Source organism: Streptomyces sp. NPDC047079 (assembly GCF_040643755.1).
In the GTDB taxonomy this organism is placed as follows: Bacteria; Actinomycetota; Actinomycetes; order Streptomycetales; family Streptomycetaceae; genus Streptomyces.
This window is the reverse complement of record NZ_JBEYUZ010000011.1, coordinates 1-26,396: the sequence shown is the minus strand read 5'-3', so window position 1 is coordinate 26,396 and position 26,396 is coordinate 1. Positions and strand designations below refer to the sequence as shown.

Genomic DNA, 26,396 nt, shown 5'->3' with positions numbered 1-26,396 from the left:
GCGTGGCCGACCGGCTCACGGCACGCGCACGTGGGGCGTCCCCTTCGAAGGGGACGCCCCACGCGGGTCAAGGCCGTTCGGCGAACTACATGTCGTAGTCCTGGTTGAAGCGGTCCTCCGCGTCGTCCTGCAGCCGTCGCGTGTCGTCTTCGCGCTGACGGCCGCTCTGCTGAGCCTGCTGGCCGGCCTGCTTGCCGCGCTCCTGGCCGCGCTCCTGGCCGCGCTCCTGTGCCTGCCGGCCGCGCTCCTGTCCCTGCTGCTTGGCCTGCTGCGTCTTCTGCTTGGCCTGCTGCTTCATCTGCTCGGCCTTGTCCTGGAACTGGTCCTTCATGCCCATGTGGGTTCACTCCCGAAGTGGGTGAGGGGGATCGGGCTCGACCAGACTGACACGCACCGACACAGCACGCATTTCGATCAGTTACGCAGCGTATGCCGCTGCTGCTCATCGGCCTCCCCACCGGCTCCCACCAGCCCGGTGCGCACCTGCCGGAGCCGCGGCTCGAACCGCCGTATCTCCCGCTGTCCCACCGTGGCGATGAGCCCCGGCAGATACCCGCGCACGGCCTGCATCCCGCGCAGCCACGCCTGCCCGTAGACATGGCTCGACCGCCGCTCGATCCCGGCCACGATCCGGTCCACCGCCGGTCCCAGCGGATAGGTCTTGTTGGACGGCCACGGCAGCCGCTGCCGCAGCTCCCGCATCACATCGTCCCGGTCGGCGCCCCGCACCATGTCCGTGTCGGTCCAGGACAGGTACCCGACCCCGACGCCTACGCCGTGGTGGGCGACCTCGGCGCGCAGACTGTGCGCGTACGCCTCCACGCCCGACTTGGACGCACAGTAGGCCGTCATCATCGGCGCGGGCGTGATCGCCGCGAGTGAGGCGATCTGGAGCAGATAGCCACGGCTGTCGATCAGCGCGGGCAGGAAGGCGCGGGCCGTGACCGCCGAGCCGATCAGATTGACCTCGATCACCCGCCGCCAGGCCTCGGGATCGGACGCGGTGAACGGCCCTCCGTTGGCCACGCCCGCGTTGGCGACCACGATGTCGACCTTCCCGAACCGCTCCTCGACCTCCCCGGCGACCCGCGTCATCGCCTCCTGGTCGCTGACGTCGGCGTACCAGTGGCCGCTGTCCCCGTACAGCCCCTCCGCGACCCGCTTGAGGGCGTCCGCCTCGAGACCGACGAGCGCGACCCTCACCCCGCGCACCGACAGCTTGCGGGCCAGCAGTTCGCCGACACCCCGCGCGGCGCCGGTGACGACCGCCACCCGGCCCTCCAGGTTCACCCTGCTCATGCGCCCTCCTTGACCTGTGCGTCTCCCGCGTATGCCGCGACGAGTTCTCGGATCTTCCCGGTCACGAGCTCCGGAGCCTCCACCGGAGTCATATGGCCGAGCCCCGGCAGTTCCGTGCTGCCGACGCAGTGGGGCAGCGCGGCGACCAGCGCCCGTGTGTGCACCGGCGGGGTGAGCCGGTCGGCGGTGCCGACCACGACCTCCGTGGGTACGGTCAACTCCCTTACGCCACGCTCCAGATCCAGCGCCTGAAGCATGCGCGACCAGGCGTGGCGCACCTCGCGCGGGCAGCCGTGCACCACCCGGGCGCACGCCTCCACCATGAGGGGTGTCGAGCCGGCGCCCATCGTGGCGTACTTGAGGATGCGCAGGGACACCGGCGTGACCGGCCCGAGCGGGGCGCGGGAGCCCAGCACGCGCGTGGTGAGCCAGGTACGCACGGGCCCGGCGCGCATCGGCAGCACACGAGCCTCGGCGACCAGGCGCGCACTCCCCGTGCTGCACAACAGGACGGCCGCCGTGTGCGCCTGGAAGCGGGGGCGCGCGGCGGCGGCCAGCACCGTCATCCCGCCCATGGAGTGCCCTACGACCACGGCCTTCTCGCCCGGCACGAGCGTGGCGGAGAACACCGCTTCCAGGTCGTCGGCGAGCGCCTCCACGGTGCATGTGGGGCTCGAGGGACTACGCCCGTGCCCCCGCTGGTCGTAGGCGATCACCCGGTGGTCGGCGGCGAGGTCCCGGATCTGCGCCGCCCAGAAGGCGGTGGAGCAGGTCCAGCCATGGGCGAGGACCACCGGGGGCGCGCCCTCGGGTCCGTGGACCTCGACGTGCAACCGGGCGCCGTCGGCGGAGCGGACGGTCAGCTCCCGGGCGGCGGCGGGCGGCGCGTACGGCCCGCTCGTGACATACGCCGGCCGGCTCATGCGCGGGCCTCCGTCCTCGTCCCGTCGGAGCGCTCGCCCTGCCGTGGTGCCCGGGGGGCCCGGACCACCTCGTACTCTCCCAGGTCGACCCGACGGGTCGCGCTGCGGAACTCCGTTGTCGTACCGGGCCAGATGGTGGTGTTCCGGCCGCTCGCGTCGAGGTACCAGCTGGTGCAGCCGCCGGTGTTCCAGACCGTGCGCTTCATCCGCTCCTGCACCTTGTGGTTCCAGGCGTCGACGGCCTCCGGCCGGGCGTCGAGCGCGACCCGGCCGCCGAGCACGTCCAACTGCCGCAGGAAGTCGGCCATGTAGTTCAGCTGCGACTCGATCATCAGGATCATGGAGGAGTTCCCGAGACCGGTGTTGGGCCCGATGATCGTCATCCAGTTGGGGAATCCGGCGGCGGTCGCGCCACGCAGCGCCTTCATGCCGCCGCTCCACGCCCGGGCGAGTGTCCGTCCCCCGGCGCCGACCACCCGTTCGGCGATCGGCATGTCCGTGACGTGGAAGCCGGTGCCGAAGATGATCACGTCGGCCTCGGTCTCGGTGCCGTCCGCGGCGACCAGGGTGGAACCGCGGACCTCGCTCAGCCCGGAGGCGACGACGTCCACATTGGGGCGGGTCAGCGCCGGATAGTAGGTGTTGGAGAGCAGGATCCGCTTGCACCCGATGCGGTAGTCCGGGGTCAGCCTGGCCCGCAGTGCCGGGTCCTTGACCGCCCGTGCGATGTTGCGCCGGGCCATCCGCTCGACGAGGCCGAGTTCGTCGGGACGTTTGGTGAACGCCTGGACCTGTAGTTCCCGGATGCCCCACAGGAACCCGCGGCGCAGCCGCGCGGTGAACGGCAGCGCGCGGTGCAGCCGGCGCTCCAGGGGGCTGATCCCGCGGTCGACGCGGGGCATCACCCACGGCGGGGTGCGCTGGAAGAGGGTGAGTCTGCCGACGACCGGCTGGATCTCGGGAACGATCTGGATCGCGGAGGCGCCCGTGCCGATCATGGCGACGCGCTTGCCGCGCAGGTCGTGGTCGTGGTCCCAGCGGGCGGAGTGGAAGATCTTCCCGGGGAAGCCGTCGAGGCCCGAAACGTCCGGGATCCTCGGATCGGACAGGGGCCCGGTGGCGGAGACGACGACGTCGGCGGTGAGCGGCCCGCTGCTGGTCTCGATCGCCCAGTGCAGTTTCTCGCCGTCCCAGGTCATCAGCTTCACTTCGGAGTCGAAGCGCAGGTGGGGCCGCAGCCCGAAGACGTCCGCCAGGTGTTCCAGATAGGCGCGGATGTGCTCCTGCCCGGAGAAGGTGCGCGGCCAGTCGGGGTTGGGCGCGAACGAGAACGAGTACAGATGCGAGGGGACGTCACAGGCGCAGCCCGGGTAGCTGTTGTCGCGCCAGGTGCCGCCCAAGCCGCTCGCCCGCTCCAGGACGACGAAGTCGGTGACGCCCTCCCGGCGCAGCCGCACGGCGGCCCCGAGCCCCCCGAACCCGGACCCGATCACCGCCACCCGTACATGAGGCACATGCTCGTGCTGGGCCATCCCGAAGCCTCCCGGTCCCTGCGGCCGGCTCACCTGGCACCTGGACAGGAAAGCCGGTAAGACTCTGCCAGTGAACACTGGCGCAATGGGGAGAGTAGGGCAGCGGCGTGCCGATGGGTAGAGGGCGCGCACGAGGAAAGTTACCGGCGGTACGACGTAGGGTGCGGGCGTGGCACAGGACGGGGAGCGGCGCGAGTACCGCATGGAGGAGCTGGCCAAGGAGGCCGGTATCACGGTGCGTACCCTGCGCTTCTACCGCGAGCGCAAGCTGATCCAGCCGCCGCGCCGCGAGGGCCGTATCGCCTGGTACGACGACACCCATCTGGCCCGGCTGCGCACGATCTCGGGGCTCCTGGAGCGGGGCCACACCCTCAGCGGCATCGCGGAACTGGCCGAGGCGTTCGACCACGGACGCGACGTCGGCGATCTGCTGGGCCTCGGCGCGCCCACCGAGGAGACCCCGGTACGCCTCACCCCGGAGGCCCTGGCCGACGTGTTCGGCGCCGAGGCGACCCCGGAGAACCTCGCCGCGGCCCTCGATCTCGGCTACCTCGGCACGGACGGCGGCGAGATCGTTCACATCAGCCGCAGGCTCCTCGACGTCTCGGCGGCCCTGGTCCGCGAGGGCATCCCGCTCGCGGACGTCCTGGCCGCCGCCCGCCGCGTCCGCGAGCACACCGAGGCCCTGGCGGACGTCTTCGCGGATCTGCTGACCGCCCACCACCGCTCCCCCGAGGACGCGCAGCGTCTGCGCCCGCTGGCCAAGAGCGTGGTGGAGGCGGAGCTCTCCCTGGCCCTGGACCGCCGCCTGCGCGAGCCGTAGGTACGCCGCGAGGCGCGCCGACCTCGCTCAGGTCACTCGAAGACCACCGTCACGGGAGCGTGGTCGGACCATCGCTCGCCATGCGTGGCCGCACGCTCCACCACGGCCTTGACGGCCCGGCCCGCCAGCCCGGGGGTCGCCACGGCCAGGTCGATGCGCCATCCCGAGTCGTTGTCGAAGGCGCGCCCCCGGTAGGACCACCAGGTGTACGGCCCCTCCGCGTCCGGGTGCAGTGCCCGCACCACGTCGACGTATCCGCCGTCCTCGGGAGCGAAGACCCGGCCCAGCCAGGCCCGCTCTTCCGGCAGGAAACCGGAGCTCTTCCGGTTGCCGCGCCAGTTCTTGAGATCGGCCTCGCGGTGGGCGATGTTCCAGTCACCGGACACGAGGACCTCGCGCCCGTCGGAGGCCGCCCGCTCCCGCAGCTCCTTGAGATAGCCGAGGAACTCGGTCATGAACCGGGCCTTCTCGTCCTGCCGTTCGGTCCCGACCTCGCCGGAGGGCAGATAGAGGCTGGCGACGGTGACACCGGGCAGGTCCGCCTCGACATACCGCCCGCTGCCGTCGAACTCGGCCGATCCGAACCCGACGCGCACACGGTCGGGCTCGCGGCGCGTGTAGAGCGACACCCCGGCACGCCCCTTCACGGCGGCGGGCGCGTGCACGACGTGCCACCCGTCGGGCGTCCTCACATCCGCGGGAATCTGTCCCGCCTCGGCCCGCACCTCCTGGAGGCACAGCACATCGGCGGAGGTCCCGGCCAGCCACTCCACGAAGCCCTTCTTCGCGGCGGCCCGGATCCCGTTCACGTTCACGGAGGTCACAGTCAGCACGCCGGAACCCTACCGGCACACTGGGAGGGGCCCGTGCACCGTTATGCATACTCGTACGATTGGCAGCATGAATATTCGTCCGGTCTCCTTCGACCACCCCGACGCCGTCAAGCTCAGCGACCAGGTCCAGGCCGAGTACCACCTGCGCTACGGCGACGGCGGCGACGCCACCCACCTGGACCCGGCGATGTTCGACCCCCCGTCCGGCCTGTATCTGATCGCCTACGACGACCGGGAACGCCCCGTCGCCACGGGCGGCTGGCGCGGCCAGCAGAAGAACGACGAGGGGTATCTCGACGGGGACGCCGAGGTCAAGCGGATGTTCGTCATCGCCGAGATGCGGGGCCGCGGCCTGGCGCGCCGCATCCTGGCCGCGCTGGAGGAGGACGCCCGCGCGGCGGGCCGCACCCGCATGGTCCTGGAGACGGGCACCAAGCAGCCGGAGGCGGTGGCCCTCTACACCTCCAGCGGCTACGAGCCGTGCGCCAAGTTCGGCTACTACCGCTACCACGACCTCAGCCTCTGCTTCGCGAAGCCGCTGTAGGACGCCCCGCGGGCTCCGGCACGCGAGCGGTGCTGTGGGCCCCGCTCGCGTGCGGCACCCGTGGGCCCCGCACGTGAGCGGCACCGCGGGCTCCCACACACGGGCAGCACCAGTGGGCTCCCATCCACGAGCAGCACCCGTGGGCTCCCACAGCGACCGGGGCCTGTGGGCTCCCTCACGCCGCGCCCATCCCGAACTCCGCGGCGCGCGGACCACGTTGGAGGTGCGCTTGATCGAACTCGGCGGCGCGTCAGCACAACAAAAATCCCGCCCGATCTTCCGATCGGACGGGATCTCCTCAACTGCCCTGAGCTTCAGGGAGTTGTTGCGGTGGACCTGAGGGGATTTGAACCCCTGGCCCCCTCGATGCGAACGAGGTGCGCTACCGGACTGCGCCACAGGCCCTTGCAACGAGTGAAACTCTAGCATCCCCATCGGCCGGTCTGGAAATCCGTTCCGCCCAGGTCAACCACGGGGGTGCGGCCAGGCCGCGGCCCGCCCGCCCCTACTCGTTGGCGGCCCGCGGACGTTCTCCGTCCTCGTACTGGTCGAACAACGGAGTGCACCCGCGCTCGCGGGACCGTCGCGCCGAGGCCGCCCTGCGGGCGTCGCTCCGGCCGCCGTCACCGGCTCCCGGCGGTTCCTGGGCCCCGGCGCCGGGATCCTCCTCCGGGTCCGGCTCGTCGCGGTCGGCGGCGGAGGCCCCGGGCACGGGCGCCGCCGCCTCCGCCGCGCTGGACCGGGCGGAGCTCCAGGCGTCAGGCGCCCCGAGGTCCACGCTCGGCGTCGCGCGCGGCGCGACCGGCGCGGTCACATACGTCGGGAGCGGTACCGGCACGGGGTCCCAGCTGTCTCCGTGCCCGGGCCTGCGCTGCCGCTCGCGCTGCTGGTCCACCCACTCGGCGTGGTCGGTCTGCTCGACCAGGGCCCGGCGGTCGGCGGCGAGCGCGGACAGTCCGGGGTCGCCCCCGGGTTCGGATCCGTCCTCCGGCTGCTCGTCCGGGGCGGAGGGGGCCGGAGGCCGCCGCCGGGGCTGCCGCTCCCGCAGTCGCTGCGCCGCCGCCTCGGCCTGGCGCCGGTCCATCGTGTAGACGAACCGCTTGCGCTCCTGGGACCGCAGATAGGCGATGTACGCGCTCAGCAGCACGGCGGGCACGCCAGGCGCCCACAGGAACGCCAGCCCGCCGACCGCGGCGACGATCGCGCCGAGCGTGAACGCGAGGAAGAGCATCACGGTGGTGCGCCTGCGCCGCGCGAGCACCTTCGAGCGCCGGGCGCGCGCCCTGGCCTCCGCCGAGGGCGCCTTCCGGGCCCGGGGCGCGCCTCGGCGCGCCGGAGGGCCGGCGGCCGGCTCCGGCACGGGGCCGGCCTTGGGCTGGGCGCCGGACCTGGCCGCCTCCTGGCCCTCCGGCTCCCGCCGGGCCGGGTCCTCCGGCTCCACCCGCGCGCGCTCCTGCCGACCGCTCGGAGGCATGGCGAAAGCCCGGACGTCCACCGAGCCGGTGACACCGTCCGGGCGACCACTGGGCTCCCCCTCCTCGGTGGAGCGCGCCCGCAGGTCCTTGGCGTATCGACGCTCCATACCCGCCCGTCCGGACAGCAGCCGGATGGCGGTGCTGAAGCGTTCCGTCGGACGAGACTCGTTCAGCTCGTCCTGCCTACGGAGCCACATCGGCACCAAGTAGGCGGCCCAGGCCCCGACAATGACTGCGTAGATGAGGCCGCTGCTGCTCACGCCTCACACGGTAGAGGGGTTTGCGTGAGGCCATCTGCCAATTGGGCCGGTGTGTCGCACGATCTGGCTGATATTTCGAACTTTTTTTGGGACCGATGCGATCAGCAGGACGACGGGACCGCTAATGCATTGGCCAAGCCGATCGCGACCCGATCAATTTCGAACACATTTTTTATTTCCCGTGGTGGGTCTGCTGAGAGCGCGCACGGCGCCAGCGTGCGAGCAGCCCCTCGGGCACCTCTTCGGCGGTCAGCGCGAAGACGAGGTGGTCCCGCCAGGCGCCGTCGATGTGCAGATAACGCGGCCGCAGCCCCTCCTCGCGGAATCCGAGTTTCTCCACCACCCGGCGGCTCGGCCCGTTCTCGGGGCGAATGCAGACTTCGATGCGGTGCAGCCCGACGGCCCGGAAGCAGTGGTCGACGACGAGTGCCACGGCCGTGGGCATCACCCCGCGGCCCGCGACCGCCTCGTCCACCCAGTAGCCGACGTGCCCCGAGCACATCGAGCCCCAGGTGATCCCGGCCACCGTCAACTGACCCACGAGGCGTCCCTGGTACTCGATGACGAAGGGCAGCATCCGGCCCGCGCCCGCTTCCCTGCGCAGATGCCGGACCATCTGGCGATAGGTCGGCCGGTGCGCGATCGGGCCGCTCGGCGTGGGCGGCGGAATAGTCGCCTCCCACGGCCGCAGCCAATCCCGGTTGCGGCGGTTGACCTCGCGCCAGATCCGCTGGTCGCGCAGCCGTATCGGCCGGAGGACGACATCGCCCTCCGCCAGCTCGACTGGCCAGGATGGGCTGTTCAGCTCGCACCCCCACTCGGTCTGGAGCGGTCCTCACCGGCCGCCGGCTCGCCCGCGCCGGCCCTCGGGGCGGCCGGTGCGCCCGTGTCGGGCCTTGGGGCGGCCGGTGCGGCCGTGCCGGGTCTCGGGTGGTCGCCGCCGCGGATCTGATCGACGGCGTGCACCAACAGGGGTTCCAGGACGGCCAGTCCGTCCTTCACCCCGCCGCTGGATCCCGGAAGGTTGACGATCAGCGTCCGGTCGGCGACCCCGGCGGCCCCTCGGGAGAGTGCCGCCGTCGGCACCTTCTCCCTTCCGAACGCCCTGATGGCCTCGGGAATGCCCGGCACCTCGTAGTCGATCACCGCGCGGGTCGCCTCGGGGGTGCGGTCCGTGGGCGAGATTCCGGTGCCCCCGGTCGTCACGATCACGTCGTAGCCGGCGCGGACACCGGTGCGCAGCGCCTGCTTCACCGGGTGCCCGTCCGGGACGACCCACGGCCCGTCCGCGGCGAAGCCGAACCGGATGAGCGCCTCCGCGATCAGGGGGCCGCCCTTGTCCTCGTACACGCCGGCGGCCGCGCGGTTCGACGCGGTCACCACCAGGGCCGAGTACGTCGCCGACAGGGCGTCGCCGGCCGGCTGCCCGGCCGGTGCCGTCACGCCCGGCTCCAGTCGCCCGACTTTCCGCCCGTCTTCTCCTCCACACGCACGTCCGTGATCACCGCTTTCTTGTCGACCGCCTTGACCATGTCGATCACGGTCAGCGCCGCGACGCTGACCGCCGTGAGCGCCTCCATCTCGACGCCCGTGCGGTCGGTGGTCTTCACGGTCGCCGTGATCTCGACGGCGTCGTCCGCGACCGACAGATCCAGCTTCACACCCGACACCGACAACGGGTGGCACAGCGGGATCAGGTCAGGGGTGCGCTTGGCGCCCATGATGCCCGCGATGCGCGCGGTGGCGAGCGCGTCGCCCTTGGGGACGCCCTCGCCGCGCAGCAGCGCCACCACGCGGGGCGAGACCAGCACGCGTCCGCTGGCGCGGGCGGTGCGCTCGGTCACGTCCTTCCCGGAGACGTCGACCATGCGGGCTGCCCCGGCGTCGTCGATGTGGCTCAGTCGGTCCTGCGTACTCATCTGCTGCGATGCTCCCGGTCCCGGCCCGGCGGTTGCGGCGCGCGGGCCTGTTGTGCGCGACACGGTACCGCCAAGCCGGCGGGCCCGGCCGGGCAAGGTCCCGGACCGGGCGGCCCGGCGGACACACCCCTCCCGACGCCCGGACGAAACCCCCGACCCGGGCAGCGCCCGGAGGTCAGCCGAGGAGGACCACCTCGACCTCGGCGCCCGGCTCGACGGATGTGTCCTCCTCGGGGACGACGATCAGCGCGTCGGCCTGCGCGAGGGCGGCGATCAGGTGCGATCCCGCGCCGCCTACCGGGGTCACCGTGCCGTCGGTGTGTCTGCCGCGCAGGAACTGCCGCCGTCCTGCGGGTGAGGTCAGCGCCTTGTCCGCCCGCAGGACGGCCCTGGTCCTGGGGCGGTGCACGTCCTCCAGGCCCATCAGCGTGCGGATCACGGGGCGTACGAACAGCTCGAAGGAGACGTACGACGACACCGGGTTGCCGGGCAGCGCCAGCAGCGGCGTGTGGTCGGGGCCGACGACGCCGAACCCCTGGGGCTTGCCGGGCTGCATGGCGAGCTTGCGGAACTCGACGCCGCTGCCGCCGTCCTCCGCGTCGCCGACGGCCGAGAGGGCCTCCTTGACGACGTCGTACGCCCCCACGCTCACCCCTCCGGTGGTGACCATGAGGTCGGCGCGGACGAGCTGGTCCTCGATGGTGGCGCGCAGCGTGTCCGCGTCGTCGGCGACCGCGCCCACCCGGTATCCGATCGCCCCGGCGTCCCGGGCGGCGGCGGTGAGGGCGAAGCTGTTGGAGTCGTAGATCTGGCCGTTCGCCAGTTCCTCGTCGGGCTGGACGAGTTCGCTGCCGGTGGACAGGACGACCACACGCGGGCGCGGACGCACCCGGACCGTGCCGCGGCCGATCGCTGCGAGCAGCGCGATCTGCGGCGGTCCGAGGACCGTGCCCGCCTCGAGGGCGAGGTCGCCGGCCTGCACATCGCTGCCCTTCGCGCGCACATGCGCGCGCGCCTCGGCCGGGCGGTGCACCCGCACCTGCCCGGAGGCGCCCTCGGGCGAGAGGCTGCGGGCACGCATCCCGGAGACGGGGCCGCCGCCCAGTCCGCCGTCGGTCCACTCCACGGGGACGACGGCCTCGGCGTCGGGCGGCAGCGGAGCGCCGGTCATGATGCGCGCCGCCTGGCCGGGCCCCACACGGAGCGGGTCGGCCGCCCCGGCCGCGACATCGCCGATCACCGTGAGGACGGCCGGGAACTCCTCGCTCGCGCCCGCGACGTCCGCGACCCGTACCGCATAGCCGTCCATGGAGCTGTTGTCGAACGGCGGCAGGGAGACGGGCACCGTTACGTCCTCGACCAGCACACAGCCCAGGGCGTCGAGCAACTGCAGCTCGATGGGGTCCAGCGGGCGGACGGTGGCGAGGATGTCCTCCAGGTGCTCGTCCACCGACCAGAGGCGGTCCTGGCCGGTGGCGGGGGTCGCGGCGGCGCTCAAATCGCTACATCTCCTCGGATACGTAACTGCGAAGCCAGGCCCGGAAGTCCGGCCCCAGGTCTTCACGTTCGCACGCGAGTCTGACAATGGCACGCAGATAGTCGCCACGGTCGCCGGTGTCATATCGGCGGCCCTTGAAGACGACACCGTGCACGGGGCCGCCCACCTTCTCGTCCTCGGCGAGCTGCTGGAGGGCGTCGGTCAGCTGGATCTCGCCGCCCCGGCCCGGCTCGGTCTTGCGCAGTATGTCGAAGATGTGGGGGTCGAGGACATAGCGGCCGATGACCGCGAAGTTCGACGGGGCGTCCGCGGCGTCCGGCTTCTCGACCAGCCCGGTCACCTTCACCACGTCGCCGTCCTCGGTGGCCTCGACGGCCGCACAGCCGTAGAGGTGGATCTGCTCCGGCGCGACCTCCATGAGCGCGATGACGCTGCCGCCGCGCCGCTCCTGGACCTCGACCATGCGGGCCAGCAGGGGGTCGCGCGGGTCGATGAGGTCGTCGCCGAGGAGGACGGCGAAAGGCTCGTGGCCGACATGCGGGGCGGCGCACAGCACGGCGTGCCCGAGGCCCCTGGGGTCACCCTGGCGGACGTAGTGCATGGTGGCGAGGTCGCTGGACTCCTGGACCTTCGCGAGCCGCTCGGCGTCGCCCTTCTTCTCCAGGGCCGACTCGAGTTCGTAGTTGCGGTCGAAGTGGTCCTCGAGGGGGCGCTTGTTGCGACCGGTGATCATGAGAACGTCATCGAGCCCCGCTGAGACAGCCTCCTCGACCACGTACTGGATCGCGGGCTTGTCCACGACCGGCAGCATTTCCTTGGGGGTGGCCTTGGTGGCCGGCAGGAACCGGGTACCGAGGCCTGCCGCGGGGATGACAGCCTTGGTGATCCTGGGGTTCGACTCAGTCATGCCCGCCACCTTATCGGGTGGCTTTGTGCGGGTATCTGTGACTCCGGTTAATTCGCTCTCATATGAGCAGATCAAGGAAGGCAGGGCGCTGACCAGTGGTTCCCATGGAACACGAGGGCGAGCCTGACAAAGGAATGTTACGGCGAGGGCTCCTCTCGGTGAGAAGCAGGTTGACCCCGGATGACGTGGACGCTGCGGCCGCCGAGCTCGCCGAGCGGGCGCGGGAGCTGCCCGAACTCGCGCACGCGCGCACGGTCGCGGCGTACGTCTCCGTGGGGTCGGAACCGGGCACCCTCGCCCTCCTGGACGCGCTGCACGCGCGCGGTGTGCGCGTCCTGCTGCCGGTGCTGCTGCCGGACAACGACCTCGACTGGGGCGCGTACACCGGACCGGACTGCCTGGTCCGTGTCCGGCGCGGCTCCAGGATGGCCCTCCTGGAGCCCGCGGGTGAACGTCTGGGCCCCGAGGCCGTCCTGCAAGCCGACGCGGTACTTCTGCCCGGCCTGGCCGTGGACGCCCGCGGCATGCGCCTCGGCCGCGGCGGGGGCTCGTACGACCGCGTGCTGGCCCGCCTGGAGCGCGCGGGAGCCGATCCGGCGCTGGTGGTGCTCCTGTACGACCGGGAGGTCGTCGAACGCGTCCCGGAAGAGGCGCACGACCGTCCGGTGCACGCGGTGGTGACTCCCTCGGGCGTGCGCCGCTTCCGCTAGGGGGGTGCGGTTCGGATCAGCCCCCTCATGCCGAAACGGCCCTCCACGCGCGCGTGGAGGGCCGTATTCATTGGGCGCGTTCAGCGGGCGCCGGAGGTCAGGGCTTGAGCTCCAGCGTGTCGGTCGTGCTCTTGTCGACCGCGCCCTTCGAGAAGCGCCACGGCAGCAGTTCGCCCTGGGCCCACTTGTCCGTCTGGTCGGTGTAGTGGGCGCTGTAGGCGTGTCCCGAGGCGCCGGACAGGTTGATCCACTTGGACTTGTCGAGGTCGTCCAGGTTGACCACCATGCGCATCGACGGCACCCAGACGGCGCCGTAGCCGCCCGCCGCGTTCCAGCCGGTGGCGTTCACGGTCGCCTCGCCGCCGTCGAGCTTCCAGGGCCCGCGGTTGAGCATGTACTGGATTATGCCGGGGCCGTCGGCGCCCAGGGTCTGGTTCTTCAGGAACAGCCGGTGCAGCCGGCCCCAGCTCCAGGTGTCCAGGTCCTTGCCGAGCTTGGCGGTCAGCTCCCAGCGAGCGTCCTTCAGGGCCCGCGCGAACAGCTCGTCACGCGTGGTGGCGGCCTTGTCGGTGCGCGTCTTGGGCGTCTGCCACCAGTCGTTCTTCTCGTCGTCGACGATGCTGCGCACCACCTCGAACCAGCGGTCGCCGCCGTCGGGCTGTGCCTGGTCCGCGTCGCGCTGGCCGCACTCGCGCACCTTCTGGTCCGCGTCGGCGGGGCCGGTGGTGTCGGCCGGCTCGACCCACAGGCACTGGCCCTTGACCCGCAGTTCCTTGGGCAGCTTGTTGCCGAACGCGAGCTTGAGGATGTTGCGCCACACGGCGTTGAAGTAGGCGGCGGCCGCCGAGTCGGCGTCCTGGGTGTAGTCCCAGCCCTCCAGCAGCTTCTGCGCCTCGCGGACCTGCTTGTCGGACACGTCGATCTTGAGCAGCTTGGGCACCAGGAGCTTGGCGATCTCGCTGCTGTTGTCGAGCTGCATCTGCCGCATGTCGTCGGTCGAGATCTTGCCGCCGCCCTTGATCTTCGACTCGATCAGGTCGGTGATCCGCTGGCTGCGGGCGCCGTAGCCCCAGTCCGTGGTGAGGGTGTAGGGGTACTTGTCCTTGTCGACCACGGCCTGGTTGGCGGTGACGATGTAACCGCGCTTGGGGTTGTACTCGTACGGCAGCTCGCTCTTCGGGATGTAGCCGGTCCACCGGTACTTGGGGTCCCAGCCGGGTGCCGGGATCGAGCCCTCGACACCCGACGCCCGCGTGGGGATCTTGCCCGGCAGCTGGTAGCCGATGTTGCCCTTGGTGTCGGCGTAGATCAGGTTCTGCGAGGGCACGTCGAAGGACCGGGCCGCCGCGCGGAACCCGTCCCAGTCCGACGCCTTGTCGATGTCGAAGACGGCGTCCATGGAGGTGCCGGGGTCCAGGGCGGTCCAGCGCAGCGCCATGGCGTAGCCGTCGCCGCGGTCGGGCGCCGCGGTGTCGACGGCGGCCTTCTTGCCGACCTTGACCAGCTCGTCGTCGCGGTCGGACAGCAGCGGACCGTTGTTCGTCTCACGGACGACGATCTTCTTGGAGTCCCCTCCGGCAACCTTGATGGTCTCGGTGCGGGTGGTGAACGGCTTCACCTTGCCGTCGTAGAGATACCCGTCGCCGGACAGCTTCTCCAGGTAGAGGTCGGTGACGTCGACGCCGGAGTTGGTCATGCCCCAGGCGATGTTCTGGTTGTGACCGATGACCACGCCGGGCATGCCGGCGAAGGTGTACCCGGTCACGTCGTACTGGCAGGAGCGGGACAGGGTCGTGCAGTGCAGGCCCATCTGGTACCAGACCGACGGCAGCGAGGCCGACAGGTGCGGGTCGTTGGCCAGCAGGGGCTTGCCCGTGATGGTGTGGCTGCCGGCGACGACCCAGGAGTTGGAGCCGATGCCGTTGCCGTTCACGCCCACGGCCGTCGGGACGTGGTCCAGGGCCTCGGACAGACTCGCCAGCTGACTCTGCAGGCCCGAGGAGGCCGAGCCCCCGGACGTCGTCCCGGAGGTCGATGCGCCGGACGTCGAAGTGCCGGAGGCCCCGGTGCCGGACGTCGAGGTCCCGGATGTCGAGGCCGAGGTCCCGGTCGTCGACTGGGTGCCCGTCGCGCCCGTCTGCTCGAACGCCTTGGCGAGGGCGTTGTACTGGCCCTCCTGCACGATCGGCTTGTTACGGCCGTACGGGTACTCCGGGTAGAGGTCCGCGATCTGCTTCGGGCCGAGCCGGCTGGTCATCAGCGAGCGGTCGATCTCTTCCTGCATGTTGCCGCGCAGGTCCCACGCCATCGCCTTGAGCCAGGACACCGAGTCCACCGGCGTCCACGCCGCGGGCCTGTAGTCGTTGGTGAGGGCCAGCGCCGCGTACTCCAGGGAGATGTTCTTGCCGTCCTTGCCCTTCAGATAGGCGTTGACTCCCTTGGCGTACGCCTGGAGGTACTTCTTCGTGGCGGCCGACAGCTTGGTGTCGTATTCCTTCCGCGCCACCCGGTCCCAGCCGAGGGTGCGCAGGAACTCGTCGTTCTTGACCTGGCTCTTGCCGAACATCTCGGACAGGCGTCCGGATGTCATATGGCGGCGCACGTCCATCTCGTAGAACCGGTCCTGCGCCTGGACGTATCCCTGCGCCATGAACAGGTCCTCGTCGGAGGAGGCGTAGATCTGCGGGATCCCGTAACCGTCACGCTTGACCTGGACGGGACCCGACAGGCCCTCGAGCGTGAGCGAACCCTTGGTCTGCGGGAAGGAGGCGCGGAGGGTGCTGACGGACCAGTACCCGCCGTAGCCGAAACCTCCCACAAGGGCCACAACCAGGACGATCACGAGCAGACGGGCTCTGCGCCCCTTCTTCCTGCCGGACTTGCCGGGCTTCTGGCCGGAAGAGGCGGTGGTGTTGGGGGGCATCGCTGTCCTTGCTGTCCTAACACGAGCGGCAGGGCGGGCTGTGCTTTCTACTGAGCGCTGGAGCAACCATAGGCGCAGGGCCCGCGCCGCCTTGACGCGGAGTCGGGAACGCGCCCGGACGAGAGTTCGATCACGTAGCCCGGAACGTCAAGAAAGCGTCAAGAGTTAGGTAAGGTAATGAAGTACCTGCCCTGAAGATCCAGGCACAGCCGGATTCATCTGCCGGGGCCGTGGCATCCACACCGCGGCGCCCGGATTGGCGAGAAGGGAACGGCCGCTGACTGTCCACCACCTCAACCAGCTCCTGCTCGTCTGCTCGCTCGTCCTGCTCGTCGCGGTGGCAGCGGTACGCATCTCCTCACGCAGCGGGCTTCCCAGCCTGCTCGTCTACCTGGGCATCGGCATCGCCATGGGGCAGGACGGGGTCGGCGGCATCCACTTCGACAACGCCGTGCTGACCCAGATCTTCGGCTACGCGGCCCTGGTGGTGATCCTGGCCGAGGGTGGTCTCGGCACGAAGTGGAAGGAGGTCAGGCCCGCCCTCCCAGCGGCCTCCTCCCTGGCGCTCATCGGCGTCGCGGTGAGCGTGGGGGTCACGGCCGCCGGCGCGCACTACCTGAGCGGCCTGCCCTGGCGGCAGTCGCTCATCATCGGAGCGGTGGTGTCCTCGACCGATGCGGCTGCCGTCTTCTCGGTGCTGCGGAAACTCCCGCTCCCCACGCGCGTGACGGGCGTCCTGGAGGCAGAGTCCGGCTTCAACGACGCCCCGGTGGTCATCCTCGTCGTCGCCTTCTCCTCCGCCGGCCCGGTGGAGCACTGGTACACCCTGCTGCTGGAGATATGCGCGGAGCTGGCCGTCGGCGCCGCCATCGGCCTCGCGGTGGGCTGGCTCGGCTCCTGGGGCCTGCGGCATGTGGCGCTCCCCGCGTCCGGCCTCTACCCGATCGCCGTCATGGCCATCGCGGTCATGGCCTACGCGGGCGGCGCGCTCGCCCACGGCAGCGGATTCCTCGCCGTGTACCTCGCGTCGATGATCCTCGGCAACGCCAAGCTGCCACACTGGCCCGCCACGCGCGGTTTCGCGGAGGGGCTCGGCTGGATCGCCCAGATCGGCATGTTCGTCCTGCTCGGCCTGCTGGTCACCCCGCACGAGCTGGGCGACGACGTGCTGCCCGCCCTCGTCATCGGCCTGGTGCTGACCATGGTGGCGCGCCCCCTGAGCGTGGTGCTGAGCCTGCTGCCGTTCCGGGTGCCATGGCAGGAGCAGACGCTGCTGTCGTGGGCCGGACTGCGCGGTGCGGTCCCCATCATCCTGGCGACGATCCCCATGGTGAACGGCGTCGACGGCAGCCGCCGCATCTTCAACATCGTCTTCGTCCTCGTCGTCGTCTACACCCTCGTCCAGGGCCCGACCCTGCCGTGGCTGGCCCGGACCCTGCACCTGGGCAAGGGCACCGAGGCCGCCGACCTCGGCATCGAGTCGGCACCCCTGGAGCGGCTGCGCGGGCATCTGCTGTCCGTCGCGATCCCCGAGGGCTCGCGGATGCACGGTGTGGAGGTCAGCGAGCTGCGGCTGCCGCCCGGGGCCGCGGTCACCCTCGTCGTCCGGGACGGCACCTCGTTCGTGCCCCTGCCCACGACGGTGCTGCGGCGCGGGGACGAACTCCTGGTCGTCGCCACGGACGAGGTGCGCGACGCGGCGGAGAAGCGCCTGAGGGCCGTCGGCCAGGGCGGCAAGCTGGCGGGCTGGCTGGGCCTGGGGAACGGCTCGGCCGGCTCCTGACCCTGCGGAAGCGGACGTGACGGGCATGTTTCGGCCGGTTCACACCTCTGGCAATCACAGGTGACGGATCCAGCGGTGCCCTTTTTCACAGGCCTGTCCCTGCGCCACCTCTGTACAATCAAGGCGACCTTGATCGAACCAACTCTGCCTGACGCAGAGCTGGCGCGACCGTATGGCGGCCGGGCACCCCGAGCAGTGGGCACCGGTATCTACCGCAGTCCGCGCAAGAGGACAGCTCTCGGCGCGCCCTCACACGGCGAACGGGCCCACCAAAGGGCCGCGCTACCAGGCGGCAGAAAGGCACGGGCCGTGGTGTCCACGGTCACCTCGAAGTCGTCCCGTCCGGGCTACGGCCGGCTGCTGCGCACCCGCGGCGCCTGGACGTTCCTGCTCCCGGGCTTCGCGGCACGCCAGCCGTTCGCGATGCTCACCCTGTCCATCGTGCTGCTGGTCCAGCACACGACCGGCTCGTACGGGGCCGCGGGCGCCGTCGCAGCGGCCACCGGCGTATCCATGGCGCTGTTCGCGCCCTACAGCGGGCGTCTCGCCGACCGCCACGGCCAGCGGGCGGTGCTGCTCCCCGGCGTCCTGGCGCATACCCTCGCGGCCACCGCCCTCACCGCGCTCGCCCTGGCCCACGCTCCCCTGTGGGCGCTGTTCGCGGCGGCCGTCCCCACCGGCGCCTCGGTGCCGCAGATCGGCCCCATGGTGCGTGCCCGCTGGGGTGTGAAGCTCAAGGACTCGCCCCTGATGCCGACGGCGGCGGCCTTCGAGTCCGTCACCGACGAGCTGACCTTCGTGCTCGGACCGCTGCTGGCGACGGCCCTGTGCACCGCCGTGGACCCGGCCGCGGGCCTGCTGACCGAGGCGGCCCTGACGCTGGTCGGCGGTGTCCTGTTCGCCGCACAGAAGGGCACAGAGCCGGCCGCCGCCGCGGCGCACGCGCGCGTGAAGCACGCCTCCGCGCTGAGCGTCCCCGGGGTGCGGGTGCTGATCGTGACCTTCCTGGGCATCGGTTCCGTCTTCGGCGGCATGCAGGTCTCGCTGGCCGCGTTCAGCGAGTCGATCGGCTCGCCCGGTCTGAACGGCGTCCTGTACGGCGTCTTCGCGGCCGGCAACATGCTCTCGGGCATCGTCTGCGGCGCCGTCGCCTGGAAAGCCGCCCCGCAGCGTCGCCTCGTCATCGGCTACGCCGCCCTGGCGCTGGCCGCCTCCGCCCTGTGGACCGCGCACTCCGTGGCCCTCCTGGGCGGTCTCGGCCTCCTGGTCGGCATGTGCATCGCGCCTGCCCTGATCACCGGCTACACGCTTGTGGAGGGCCTGGTCCCGGCAGGCGCCCGCACCGAGGCCTTCACCTGGCTGACCGGCGCGGTCGCGCTCGGCCAGGCGGCCGCGGTCACCGTCGCCGGACAGTTGGAGGACCGCCTGTGGAACGGCGCCGGCTTCCTCGTCCCGATGGCCGGCACGGTGCTGGCGCTGGTGACCCTCGTGGCCCTGCGGTCACGGCTGGCGGGACGGCCTCGCGGACGCACCGTGGCACGTGGCGTCGGTCACCGCGCCCCCGTCACGGTGGACTGATCCCGAGGAATACGTCACTATGGATCGTCGTTAGCACTCACTGAGTCAGAGTGCCAGGAGGAAGACAAGTGCCGACCTACCAGTACCAGTGCACCGAGTGCGGCGAGGGCCTCGAGGCGGTGCAGAAGTTCAGCGATGACGCGCTGACCGAGTGCCCCAACTGCGGTGGCCGCCTGAAGAAGGTGTTTTCCGCGGTCGGCATCGTCTTCAAGGGCTCCGGCTTCTACCGCAACGACAGCCGCGGCTCCTCCTCGAGCAGCAGCCCGGCGTCCTCGAAGCCGTCGAGCTCTTCCTCTTCGTCGTCCGACTCCGGGTCGTCTTCGAAGAGCACCACGTCCAGCTCCGCCGCGTAAGGCTCCGCCTCAGCACAAGGCTCCGTCTGGGACCCTGCCGTCGCACCCGACAGCAGGGCCCCAGGCATTCTGCCGTGCCATGACGGCCGCGGGATAACGGTTGCCATTGCCTGCCTCCTGCTCTCTCAGGACGGCAGGGAATTCGCGTCGTCCGGGCCCGCTACTGTGCTCGACATGGCGAACGCAGAGATCGGTGTCATCGGAGGCTCGGGCTTCTACTCCTTCCTCGACGATGTCACCGAGATACAGGTCGACACTCCCTACGGGGCACCCAGCGACTCCCTCTTCCTCGGCGAGATCGCCGGACGGAAGGTGGCCTTCCTTCCCCGCCACGGCCGCGGCCACCATCTCCCTCCGCACCGGATCAACTACCGCGCCAATCTCTGGGCGCTGCGCTCCGTCGGCGTACGGCAGGTGCTCGGGCCCTGCGCCGTGGGCGGGCTGCGCCCCGAGTACGGCCCCGGGACGCTGCTTGTCCCCGACCAGATGGTGGACCGTACGAAGACCCGGACGGGGACCTACTTCGACGGCCTCCCCCTGCCCCACGGCACCGTGCCGAACGTGGTGCACGTCTCGCTCGCCGACCCCTACTGCCCCGTCGGCCGCAAGGCCGCGCTGGAGGCGGCGCGCGGGCGGGACTGGGAGCCGGTGGACGGCGGCACGCTGGTCGTGGTCGAGGGCCCGCGGTTCTCCACTCGTGCCGAATCGTTGTGGCACCAGGCGCAGGGCTGGTCCGTGGTCGGCATGACCGGCCACCCCGAGGCGGCGCTCGCCCGTGAACTTGAGCTGTGCTACACGTCCTTGACCCTCGTGACGGATCTGGACGCGGGGGCCGAGACCGGAGAGGGCGTCTCGCACGAAGAGGTGCTGAAAGTGTTCGCGGCCAACGTGGACCGGCTGCGAGGCGTGTTGTTCGACGCGGTCGCGGGGCTGCCCGCGAACGAGACGCGGGACTGCCTGTGCACGAGCGCGCTGGGCGGGATGGATCCGGGTTTCCAGCTGCCGTGATGTGCCGTGGGCATGCGGGACTTCCCGTGCGGAACGTCCCGTTCGGGTGAGCGAGTTGTCCACAATCGTCCGGTAGTCCACGGGCGTCGGCGAGCCGGGCCGCGAAGCCTCATCGTGGAGGCGTCCCGATCTCACGACGCAGGTGGTGACCACCATGGCTCGGCTTTCCCCGCCTCACCTCGGCCCTTCCGCGTACCGGCCGCACTTCGGCATCTCCGCACAGCCGCCGCACCCCGACGTCTCCCCACACCCGCCGCGCCTCGACGCTTCATCGCACGCCCTGGGCTCGGGCGCCTTCGGGCATCCGCCGGACCTCGACACCTCCGCACACCCACCACGCCTCGGCGTTGCGCCGCACACGCCGGGCTTGGGCGCCTTCGGGCATCCGCCGGACCTCGGTGCCGTGGACCGCTCGGGCGCGCCTGCGACACGCGTGGTGCCGCACTTCGCGCCCCTGCGTGTGCGCGGCGGGCGACATCGGCTGCGCCGTCTGCTGCGGCACCGAAGGCGGGCGATGGCCGTGGGCCTGGCAGTCACCGCTGCCGCGCTGTTCGCGGCGGGGCCGGGCGGCTCCGAGGGGCCACGGGGACATCCGGGAACCGGCAGGCACTCCACGGCGACGTTGAGGCCCCCGGGGGAGCCACGCCCCGCCGAGATGGTGACGGCGCCGGTGCGGATCGCGGACGGGCCCGCGGCACAGCTGTTGCGGCCGGGCGACCGGGTCGACGTGATCGCGGCCGACGGCGGCGGCAGCGCGAGGGTGGTCGCCCCCGGGGTCCGGGTGATCCGGGTGCCGGACGCCGAGCCCACGGAGAACGGCGCGCTGGTCCTGCTCTCCGTGCCGCGCGCCACGGCCACGCGCCTGGCCGGTGCCGGCGCGACGTCACGCCTGGCGGTGACGCTGTGCTGAGTCCTCCGGGGACGTCCGTCGGCCCTGCCCCGGGCCGCGGCTATCGACCCCCCGGGGTGGACAGCGGCGGGAGGCCCTGACGTAGGTTGCGGAGCTGTTCGTTCCGGAGCTTGTGCAATCGAGGAGGGGCCCACCGGTGAGCGAAAAGAAGGCGCCGAGCGTCTTTCAGGGGTTCAAGGCGTTCCTGACGCGGGGGAACGTCGTCGATCTGGCGGTCGCGGTGGTCATCGGCGCCGCCTTCTCCGGCATCGTGAACTCCGTGGTGAAGGGGATCATCAACCCGGTCGTCGGTGCCCTCGGCACCCAGAGCCTGGACAGCTACAGCTCCTGCATCAAGGGGCCCTGCACGGGCACCGGGGCGAGCGCGACCGGGGTCCGCATATTGTGGGGCTCGGTCCTCGGGTCCACGCTCAACTTCCTGATCACCGCGGCCGTCGTCTACTTCCTGATGGTCCTGCCCATGTCCAGGTTCCTGGCCCGGCAGGAGGCGCGCCGCAAGGCGAAGGAAGGCACGCAGGAGGTGACGGAGGTCACCGAGCTGGAGGTGCTCAAGGAGATTCGCGACGCGCTCGTCGCCCAGCACGGATCGGTCCGCACCAGGTCATAGCGGACCGAGAGCGGGAAGACACCGGCGGGTCGGCCGGCCTCCCGGGCCCAGGCGCGCTCACAGGTGGTGGGGCGGCTTCTCGTCGAGGAACCGCGCCAGGTCGGCCGCACTGTCGCCGGTCGGCCCGGGCCGCTCGCCCCACCCCTGGTCCGTGTCGTCCGAGGACGGCCGGCTCAGCGGGTCGTCGAAGACAAGAGCGTCCTTCGGGTCGGGCTTGGCATCGCGCGGCGCGCGGGCGGGGGTGGTGCTCATGCCTCCAGCGTACGTCCGCGCCGCCTGGGAGGACGGCGCCGGTCCTTGACGGGTGGTTGCCTGGCGTCCTTGCCGGACAGCCACTTGGCCCTGGTGCCGGGCACTCACGCACCGCCGCTGCCCGGCAGTGGCCCGGCACCGGCCTCGGGACCGGGTGACCGCCTGAGTGCCCTGGGGGCCATGGTCGTCCGGCGGGGCGCGGCGGCGGGCGGTTGCCCGGCGTTCTTACCGGACAGCCACCCGGCGCGGGTGCCGGGCACTCACGCACCGCCGCTGCCCGGCAGTGGCCCGGCACCGGCCTCAGGGCCGGATGACCGCCGAAGCGCCCCCGGGGCCACGCTCGCCCGGCGGGCCGCCGCGGGCGCGGCGCAGGCGGCGAGCGGCCAGCGCGACGTGCCTAGCGCGAACGCCGAGCGGGGAGCGGTCAGCGCTGAGCGCTGAGCGCCAAGCGGCAAGCGGCAAGCGGCGGGCGCCGAAGGCCGGCGGCAAGCGCGAAACGCCCAACGCCCAGCAGCCAAGCGCCCAGCATGAAGTGGCCAGCGGCCAGCGCCAAGTGCCGAGCGAGGACGGATCATGGGGGCATGACAGTTGACGCTCTGACAGATGTCGTGGGCCTGCGGGTGGGCCATGCCACACGGACCGGGGACGGCTGGCTGACCGGCACCACGGTCGTCCTGGCTCCCGAGGGCGGGGCCGTCGCGGCCGTGGATGTGCGCGGCGGCGGGCCCGGCACCAAGGAGACCGACGCGCTCGACCCGCGCAACCTGGTGCAGAAGGTCGAGGCGGTCGTCCTCACGGGAGGCAGCGCGTACGGACTGGACGCGGCGTCGGGTGTGATGGCCTGGCTGGAGGAGCGCGGGCGCGGGGTGCGGGTCGGCAGCGATCCGGCGCACGTGGTGCCGGTCGTACCCGCCGCCTGCGTCTTCGACCTGGGCCGCGGAGGGGACTTCAAGGCCCGTCCGGACGCGACGGTCGGCCGGGCCGCCGTCGAGGTGGCAGCGGCGAGCGAGCCGGGCGCGCCGGTGGCCGAGGGCTGTGTGGGTGCGGGCACGGGGGCGACGGTCGGCCCGCTCAAGGGCGGGGTCGGTACGGCGAGCACCGTGCTCGACTCCGGGATCACGGTGGGTGCCCTGGTCGTGTGCAACGCGGTGGGCTCGGTGGTGGAGCCCACGACCGGCGCCCTGTACGGGGAATTGGCCCAGGGCCGGGTCGACCTGCCGGCGCGGGAGGTGCACGAGGCCGCGCAGCGACGTCTCGCCGAGGCCGCCGCGAAATCCGGGCGCCCTCCGCTGAACACGACCCTCGCGGTCGTGGCGACCGATGCCGATCTCACCAAGGCGCAGGCGCAGAAACTCGCGGGCACGGCGCACGACGGCTTGGCGCGCGCCGTACGGCCTGTGCATCTCCTCAACGACGGGGACACGGTGTTCGCGCTGGCGACCGGCGCGCGTCCGCTCGCCCCGATGCGCCCCCTCGCGCTCAACGAGGTGCTCGCAGCGGGTGCGGACCTCATGACGCGCGCGATCGTTCGGGCCGTTCGCGCCGCCGGTTCGGTCGACGGGCCGGGCGGATCGTGGCCGTCGTACGGGGAGTTGTACGGGGAGCCGCGCGAAGGCAGGCAGGGGGCCGGTCGCTAGGGCGCGGGGCAGGGCAGGGCAGGGCAGGGCAGGGCAGGGGATTGTCCCGGTTCTGTCACATGGGGGTGTTCACCCGGGAGGGATGGGAACCCATGGCCGGGACCTTAGCTCTTTCTCCACGTACTCGAGCGGATCACCCACATCACAAAGACCTGGAGAAGCCCGTGACAACGCCGGACATGCGAGCGCGGCGCGTACTGGGGGCCAGTGCCGCCCTGATGGTCGGCACACTGACCCTCACCGCCTGCGGTGGCAGCGCCAACGCCCACAACGACAGCGCGAAGAACGCGAAGGACTCCGCCAAGACCTCCGCCGCGACGATCGACATCTCCGCCAAGGACGGTTCCACCGACGCGTCGATCAACGCGACCGGCGTGAAGGTCAGCGGTGGGAAGCTGACCGAGGTGAAGATGACGGTGGCGGGGACGAGCACCGTCGTTCCGGGGGAGATCTCCGCGGACGGGACGTCCTGGAAGCCGAAGGAGCAGCTGGAGCGCGGGACGAAGTACGCGATCGCGGCGACCGCCAAGGACGCGAACAACCGGGTCGCGGCCGCCAACTCCATCTTCACGACGGTCTCTCCCGCCAACAGCTTCATCGGTACGTACACGCCCGACAACGGCACGACGGTCGGCGTCGGGATGCCGGTGTCCTTCACCTTCAACAAGCCCATCACCGACAAGAAGGCCGTCCAGTCCCACATCTCGGTGACCTCCAGCAGCGGGCAGCAGGTCGTGGGGCACTGGTTCGGGGCGCAGCGGCTGGACTTCCGGCCCGAGGACTACTGGAAGGCCGGCTCCAAGGTCACGATGAAGATCGACCTGGACGGGGTCGAGGGCGCGAACGGTATATCCGGCGTGCAGAAGAAGACCGTGACCTTCACCGTCGGCCGCTCCCAGGTCTCCACCGTGGACGCGCGGACGCAGACCATGACGGTGGTGCGCGACGGACAGACGGTCAAGACGGTCCCGGTCTCGACCGGCAGTCCGCAGCACACCACGTACAACGGGCAGATGGTGATCTCCGAGAAGTTCACGCAGACCCGTATGAACAGCCAGACGGTCGGGCTGGGCGGCGAGTACGACATCCCGGACGTGCCGCACGCGATGCGGCTGACCGCCTCCGGGACGTTCATCCACGGCAACTACTGGTACAACAAGGGCAATCCGCCCTTCGGTCGCGAGGGCACCAGCCATGGCTGCGTGGGACTCGCGGACGTGCAGGGCGCGCAGGGGAACACGAACGCCCAGTGGTTCTACGACAACTCACTGGTCGGGGACATCGTGGTCGTCAAGAACTCCCCGGACACGACGGTCGCTCCGGACAACGGCCTCAACGGCTGGAACATGCCGTGGAGCGCCTGGACCGCGGGAAGCTCCGCCTGACCAGCGACTCCTGACGAACACTCGGGCCGCGCGGGAACCAACCGCGCGGCCCGGGCGTTTTCCCACCGTACGTTTTCTCGGTTCCCGGACATGATGTCCGACCGAGGGGCTACGGTATGCACCCACAAGGTGACATGCAGCAACGCCGGGAGAGACCTTGAGCGTTCCGTACGAGACGGCAGCGCACGAGCCAGCCGAGTCGCCCGAGTCTCCGGAGGAGCACCTCGAGCGGCTTCTCGGCCGCGCCCTGAACTCCTTCGAGCTGCCCGACGAGACGATAGGGATGCTGGACTGCTCGCTGGCCCACGACAGTTCACTGCACTCGGCGCACCACAGCGCGGGCCTGCACCGGGAGACATACCGGCACACCTGGCTGCTGGCGGACGGCTCGGCGGTCACCCTGTGGGAGCTGGTCCACAACACGGGACCCGGCGGTCACCTGGAACACGAGGTCTACGTGGACGAGGAGGAGCTGCGCGCCGCCACGGCCCGGCTTCCGCTGCCGGTGGACACCCCCGAGTTCGAGCTGCCCGTGCCGGTGTCGCTGTCCCCCGCCGGCGAACCCCGTCACGCGTACCGGCCCGACGGCTCGGCGGACCACGCCCGCCGGCTGCTGCGCCGGGCGGAGAACGCGGACCGTCCGGGCGCTGACCTGGAATCGCTACTGCTGCGCTCGGCCTTCGCGCACGAGATCACGCAGTCCTTCGGACGACCGGGCCTGGCCGCCCGGGCGGGGTTGACCTTCTCGCTCTACGAGCACGCGTTCCTGCTGCGCGACGGCCGGGAGCTGTCCCTGTGGGAGGTCGAGCACACGGCGACGCCGGATGGACGGCATATGTGCGAGGTGTACGCGACGGAGGACGCGGCCCGGAGCGCGATGGAGCGCCGGGCGGCGGCACCCGGCCGACAGCACTGACGACCCCTGACCGCGAAGTTCCCCGGACAGCACACCTAGGGGTTTTCGTTTGGATCAGCCCGGGGTCGCGACGCCCGGTGCGGCACCTCGCCGCGTTGTCGGACCACCCGAGTGCATCCAGTACGCGGGCGGCCCTCCGCCTTGCGATGTTCCCCCAGCTACCGCCGGGAGGTGCCCCCTGCACCGGACGCCGCGGCCTGATCCGAACCGATCCAGACGAAACCCCCTAGGGCCTGTACGGAGTCGTGATCACCATGCTGGTACAACTTTCGTGTGGCGAGGCGTGAACTGAGTGACGACGATTGGGCGTTGGTCGAGCCG

Annotated in this window: 25 protein-coding genes and 1 tRNA gene; 12 read left to right on the top strand and 14 right to left on the bottom strand. The window is 71.3% G+C overall.

Annotated elements, in window-relative coordinates; all coding sequences use genetic code 11:
- Positions 1-85: 85 nt before the first annotated feature.
- The 4 genes from ABZ823_RS16700 to ABZ823_RS16685 all read right to left on the bottom strand — a co-directional run bounded on the left by ABZ823_RS16700 (position 86) and on the right by ABZ823_RS16685 (position 3,754).
- The gene (locus ABZ823_RS16700; protein ID WP_361659937.1) at positions 86-337 is read right to left on the bottom strand and encodes a hypothetical protein; all 252 of its coding nucleotides are present in this window, start codon (positions 335-337) and stop codon (positions 86-88) included.
- 77 nt (positions 338-414) lie between these two features.
- Positions 415-1,299 carry an SDR family oxidoreductase gene (locus tag ABZ823_RS16695; RefSeq protein WP_361659934.1) on the bottom strand — a complete coding sequence of 295 codons (885 nt, stop codon included), beginning with the start codon at positions 1,297-1,299 and terminating at the stop codon, positions 415-417.
- Positions 1,296-2,222 (bottom strand): alpha/beta hydrolase, encoded by a 927-nt coding sequence (locus ABZ823_RS16690; RefSeq protein WP_361659931.1) that lies wholly within the window; start codon positions 2,220-2,222, stop codon positions 1,296-1,298. Before ABZ823_RS16690 ends, ABZ823_RS16695 begins: the two co-directional genes overlap by 4 nt.
- Positions 2,219-3,754 (bottom strand): NAD(P)/FAD-dependent oxidoreductase, encoded by a 1,536-nt coding sequence (locus ABZ823_RS16685; RefSeq protein WP_361659928.1) that lies wholly within the window; start codon positions 3,752-3,754, stop codon positions 2,219-2,221. Before ABZ823_RS16685 ends, ABZ823_RS16690 begins: the two co-directional genes overlap by 4 nt.
- Before the next feature lie 169 nt (positions 3,755-3,923).
- Here ABZ823_RS16685 and ABZ823_RS16680 point away from each other — a divergent pair, with 169 nt between their 5' ends.
- A complete protein-coding gene (locus tag ABZ823_RS16680) occupies positions 3,924-4,577 on the top strand; it encodes a MerR family transcriptional regulator (protein ID WP_361659925.1) in 654 nt (217 codons plus the stop codon).
- Between the two features lie 32 nt (positions 4,578-4,609).
- Here the strand turns inward: ABZ823_RS16680 and ABZ823_RS16675 are convergent, their stop codons facing one another.
- Entirely contained in the window at positions 4,610-5,401 is a 792-nt protein-coding gene (locus ABZ823_RS16675) for an exodeoxyribonuclease III (RefSeq protein ID WP_361660338.1), read from the bottom strand.
- Between the two features lie 76 nt (positions 5,402-5,477).
- Here ABZ823_RS16675 and ABZ823_RS16670 point away from each other — a divergent pair, with 76 nt between their 5' ends.
- On the top strand, positions 5,478-5,954 hold the full coding sequence (locus ABZ823_RS16670) for a GNAT family N-acetyltransferase (protein WP_361659922.1): 477 nt from the start codon (positions 5,478-5,480) through the stop codon (positions 5,952-5,954).
- Between the two features lie 331 nt (positions 5,955-6,285).
- Here ABZ823_RS16670 and ABZ823_RS16665 read toward each other — a convergent pair.
- The 7 genes from ABZ823_RS16665 to galU form a co-directional block, all read right to left on the bottom strand.
- Positions 6,286-6,359: transfer RNA gene (locus tag ABZ823_RS16665), tRNA-Ala, on the bottom strand.
- 100 nt (positions 6,360-6,459) lie between these two features.
- Positions 6,460-7,689: a gephyrin-like molybdotransferase receptor GlpR gene (gene glpR, locus ABZ823_RS16660; protein WP_361659919.1), complete on the bottom strand. Its 1,230-nt coding sequence runs from the start codon at positions 7,687-7,689 to the stop codon at positions 6,460-6,462.
- 172 nt (positions 7,690-7,861) lie between these two features.
- A complete protein-coding gene (locus ABZ823_RS16655; RefSeq protein WP_361660335.1) occupies positions 7,862-8,494 on the bottom strand; it encodes a GNAT family protein in 633 nt (210 codons plus the stop codon).
- Entirely contained in the window at positions 8,491-9,132 is a 642-nt protein-coding gene (locus ABZ823_RS16650) for a MogA/MoaB family molybdenum cofactor biosynthesis protein (protein ID WP_361659916.1), read from the bottom strand. The genes ABZ823_RS16655 and ABZ823_RS16650 overlap by 4 nt, the downstream gene beginning before the upstream one ends.
- Positions 9,129-9,608 carry a cyclic pyranopterin monophosphate synthase MoaC gene (moaC, locus tag ABZ823_RS16645; RefSeq protein ID WP_361659913.1) on the bottom strand — a complete coding sequence of 160 codons (480 nt, stop codon included), beginning with the start codon at positions 9,606-9,608 and terminating at the stop codon, positions 9,129-9,131. Before moaC ends, ABZ823_RS16650 begins: the two co-directional genes overlap by 4 nt.
- 175 nt (positions 9,609-9,783) lie before the next feature.
- Positions 9,784-11,106, bottom strand: a complete 1,323-nt coding sequence (glp, locus tag ABZ823_RS16640; RefSeq protein ID WP_361659910.1) for a gephyrin-like molybdotransferase Glp — start codon at positions 11,104-11,106, stop codon at positions 9,784-9,786.
- A 4-nt stretch (positions 11,107-11,110) separates the two neighbouring features.
- The gene (galU, locus tag ABZ823_RS16635; RefSeq protein WP_361659907.1) at positions 11,111-12,013 is read right to left on the bottom strand and encodes a UTP--glucose-1-phosphate uridylyltransferase GalU; all 903 of its coding nucleotides are present in this window, start codon (positions 12,011-12,013) and stop codon (positions 11,111-11,113) included.
- Between the two features lie 104 nt (positions 12,014-12,117).
- On the opposite strand from galU, the gene ABZ823_RS16630 reads away from it, so the two are divergent.
- Positions 12,118-12,723, top strand: coding sequence for a 5-formyltetrahydrofolate cyclo-ligase (locus tag ABZ823_RS16630; RefSeq protein WP_361659904.1), 606 nt, complete (start codon positions 12,118-12,120; stop codon positions 12,721-12,723).
- A 97-nt stretch (positions 12,724-12,820) separates the two neighbouring features.
- On the opposite strand, the gene ABZ823_RS16625 is transcribed toward ABZ823_RS16630, so the two are convergent.
- The gene (locus ABZ823_RS16625) at positions 12,821-15,646 is read right to left on the bottom strand and encodes a penicillin acylase family protein (RefSeq protein WP_361659901.1); all 2,826 of its coding nucleotides are present in this window, start codon (positions 15,644-15,646) and stop codon (positions 12,821-12,823) included.
- 256 nt (positions 15,647-15,902) lie between these two features.
- On the opposite strand from ABZ823_RS16625, the gene ABZ823_RS16620 reads away from it, so the two are divergent.
- From ABZ823_RS16620 to ABZ823_RS16595, 6 genes are all read left to right on the top strand, one after another.
- On the top strand, positions 15,903-17,429 hold the full coding sequence (locus ABZ823_RS16620) for a potassium/proton antiporter (protein ID WP_361659898.1): 1,527 nt from the start codon (positions 15,903-15,905) through the stop codon (positions 17,427-17,429).
- A 309-nt stretch (positions 17,430-17,738) separates the two neighbouring features.
- A complete protein-coding gene (locus tag ABZ823_RS16615) occupies positions 17,739-19,007 on the top strand; it encodes an MFS transporter (protein ID WP_361659894.1) in 1,269 nt (422 codons plus the stop codon).
- A gap of 68 nt (positions 19,008-19,075) precedes the next feature.
- Positions 19,076-19,360, top strand: coding sequence for an FmdB family zinc ribbon protein (locus ABZ823_RS16610; RefSeq protein WP_361659890.1), 285 nt, complete (start codon positions 19,076-19,078; stop codon positions 19,358-19,360).
- A 174-nt stretch (positions 19,361-19,534) separates the two neighbouring features.
- The gene (locus tag ABZ823_RS16605) at positions 19,535-20,368 is read left to right on the top strand and encodes an S-methyl-5'-thioadenosine phosphorylase (RefSeq protein WP_361659887.1); all 834 of its coding nucleotides are present in this window, start codon (positions 19,535-19,537) and stop codon (positions 20,366-20,368) included.
- Between the two features lie 403 nt (positions 20,369-20,771).
- Positions 20,772-21,278, top strand: coding sequence for a hypothetical protein (locus tag ABZ823_RS16600; RefSeq protein WP_361660332.1), 507 nt, complete (start codon positions 20,772-20,774; stop codon positions 21,276-21,278).
- A gap of 136 nt (positions 21,279-21,414) precedes the next feature.
- Positions 21,415-21,885 carry an MscL family protein gene (locus tag ABZ823_RS16595; RefSeq protein WP_361659884.1) on the top strand — a complete coding sequence of 157 codons (471 nt, stop codon included), beginning with the start codon at positions 21,415-21,417 and terminating at the stop codon, positions 21,883-21,885.
- A 57-nt stretch (positions 21,886-21,942) separates the two neighbouring features.
- Here the strand turns inward: ABZ823_RS16595 and ABZ823_RS16590 are convergent, their stop codons facing one another.
- Positions 21,943-22,137, bottom strand: a complete 195-nt coding sequence (locus ABZ823_RS16590; RefSeq protein ID WP_361659881.1) for a hypothetical protein — start codon at positions 22,135-22,137, stop codon at positions 21,943-21,945.
- A 581-nt stretch (positions 22,138-22,718) separates the two neighbouring features.
- Here ABZ823_RS16590 and ABZ823_RS16585 point away from each other — a divergent pair.
- The 3 genes from ABZ823_RS16585 to ABZ823_RS16575 all read left to right on the top strand — a co-directional run bounded on the left by ABZ823_RS16585 (position 22,719) and on the right by ABZ823_RS16575 (position 26,075).
- Complete coding sequence (locus tag ABZ823_RS16585) at positions 22,719-23,774, top strand: P1 family peptidase (RefSeq protein WP_361659878.1); 1,056 nt, start codon at positions 22,719-22,721, stop codon at positions 23,772-23,774.
- A 164-nt stretch (positions 23,775-23,938) separates the two neighbouring features.
- Positions 23,939-25,159, top strand: coding sequence for an Ig-like domain-containing protein (locus ABZ823_RS16580; protein ID WP_361659875.1), 1,221 nt, complete (start codon positions 23,939-23,941; stop codon positions 25,157-25,159).
- A gap of 157 nt (positions 25,160-25,316) precedes the next feature.
- Complete coding sequence (locus ABZ823_RS16575; protein WP_361659872.1) at positions 25,317-26,075, top strand: DUF6227 family protein; 759 nt, start codon at positions 25,317-25,319, stop codon at positions 26,073-26,075.
- Positions 26,076-26,396: the final 321 nt, after the last annotated feature.

Bases quoted from the DNA above. Each gene is read 5' to 3' on its own strand.
- ABZ823_RS16685 (WP_361659928.1), bottom strand. From the start codon at position 3,754: ATGGCCCAGCACGAGCATGTGCCTCATGTACGGGTGGCGGTGATCGGG.
- ABZ823_RS16585 (WP_361659878.1), top strand. From the start codon at position 22,719: ATGACAGTTGACGCTCTGACAGATGTCGTGGGCCTGCGGGTGGGCCAT.
- ABZ823_RS16695 (WP_361659934.1), bottom strand. From the start codon at position 1,299: ATGAGCAGGGTGAACCTGGAGGGCCGGGTGGCGGTCGTCACCGGCGCC.
- galU (WP_361659907.1), bottom strand. From the start codon at position 12,013: ATGACTGAGTCGAACCCCAGGATCACCAAGGCTGTCATCCCCGCGGCA.
- ABZ823_RS16690 (WP_361659931.1), bottom strand. From the start codon at position 2,222: ATGAGCCGGCCGGCGTATGTCACGAGCGGGCCGTACGCGCCGCCCGCC.
- moaC (WP_361659913.1), bottom strand. From the start codon at position 9,608: ATGAGTACGCAGGACCGACTGAGCCACATCGACGACGCCGGGGCAGCC.
- ABZ823_RS16590 (WP_361659881.1), bottom strand. From the start codon at position 22,137: ATGAGCACCACCCCCGCCCGCGCGCCGCGCGATGCCAAGCCCGACCCG.
- ABZ823_RS16625 (WP_361659901.1), bottom strand. From the start codon at position 15,646: ATGCCCCCCAACACCACCGCCTCTTCCGGCCAGAAGCCCGGCAAGTCC.
- ABZ823_RS16670 (WP_361659922.1), top strand. From the start codon at position 5,478: ATGAATATTCGTCCGGTCTCCTTCGACCACCCCGACGCCGTCAAGCTC.
- ABZ823_RS16700 (WP_361659937.1), bottom strand. From the start codon at position 337: ATGGGCATGAAGGACCAGTTCCAGGACAAGGCCGAGCAGATGAAGCAG.
- ABZ823_RS16630 (WP_361659904.1), top strand. From the start codon at position 12,118: ATGGAACACGAGGGCGAGCCTGACAAAGGAATGTTACGGCGAGGGCTC.
- ABZ823_RS16605 (WP_361659887.1), top strand. From the start codon at position 19,535: ATGGCGAACGCAGAGATCGGTGTCATCGGAGGCTCGGGCTTCTACTCC.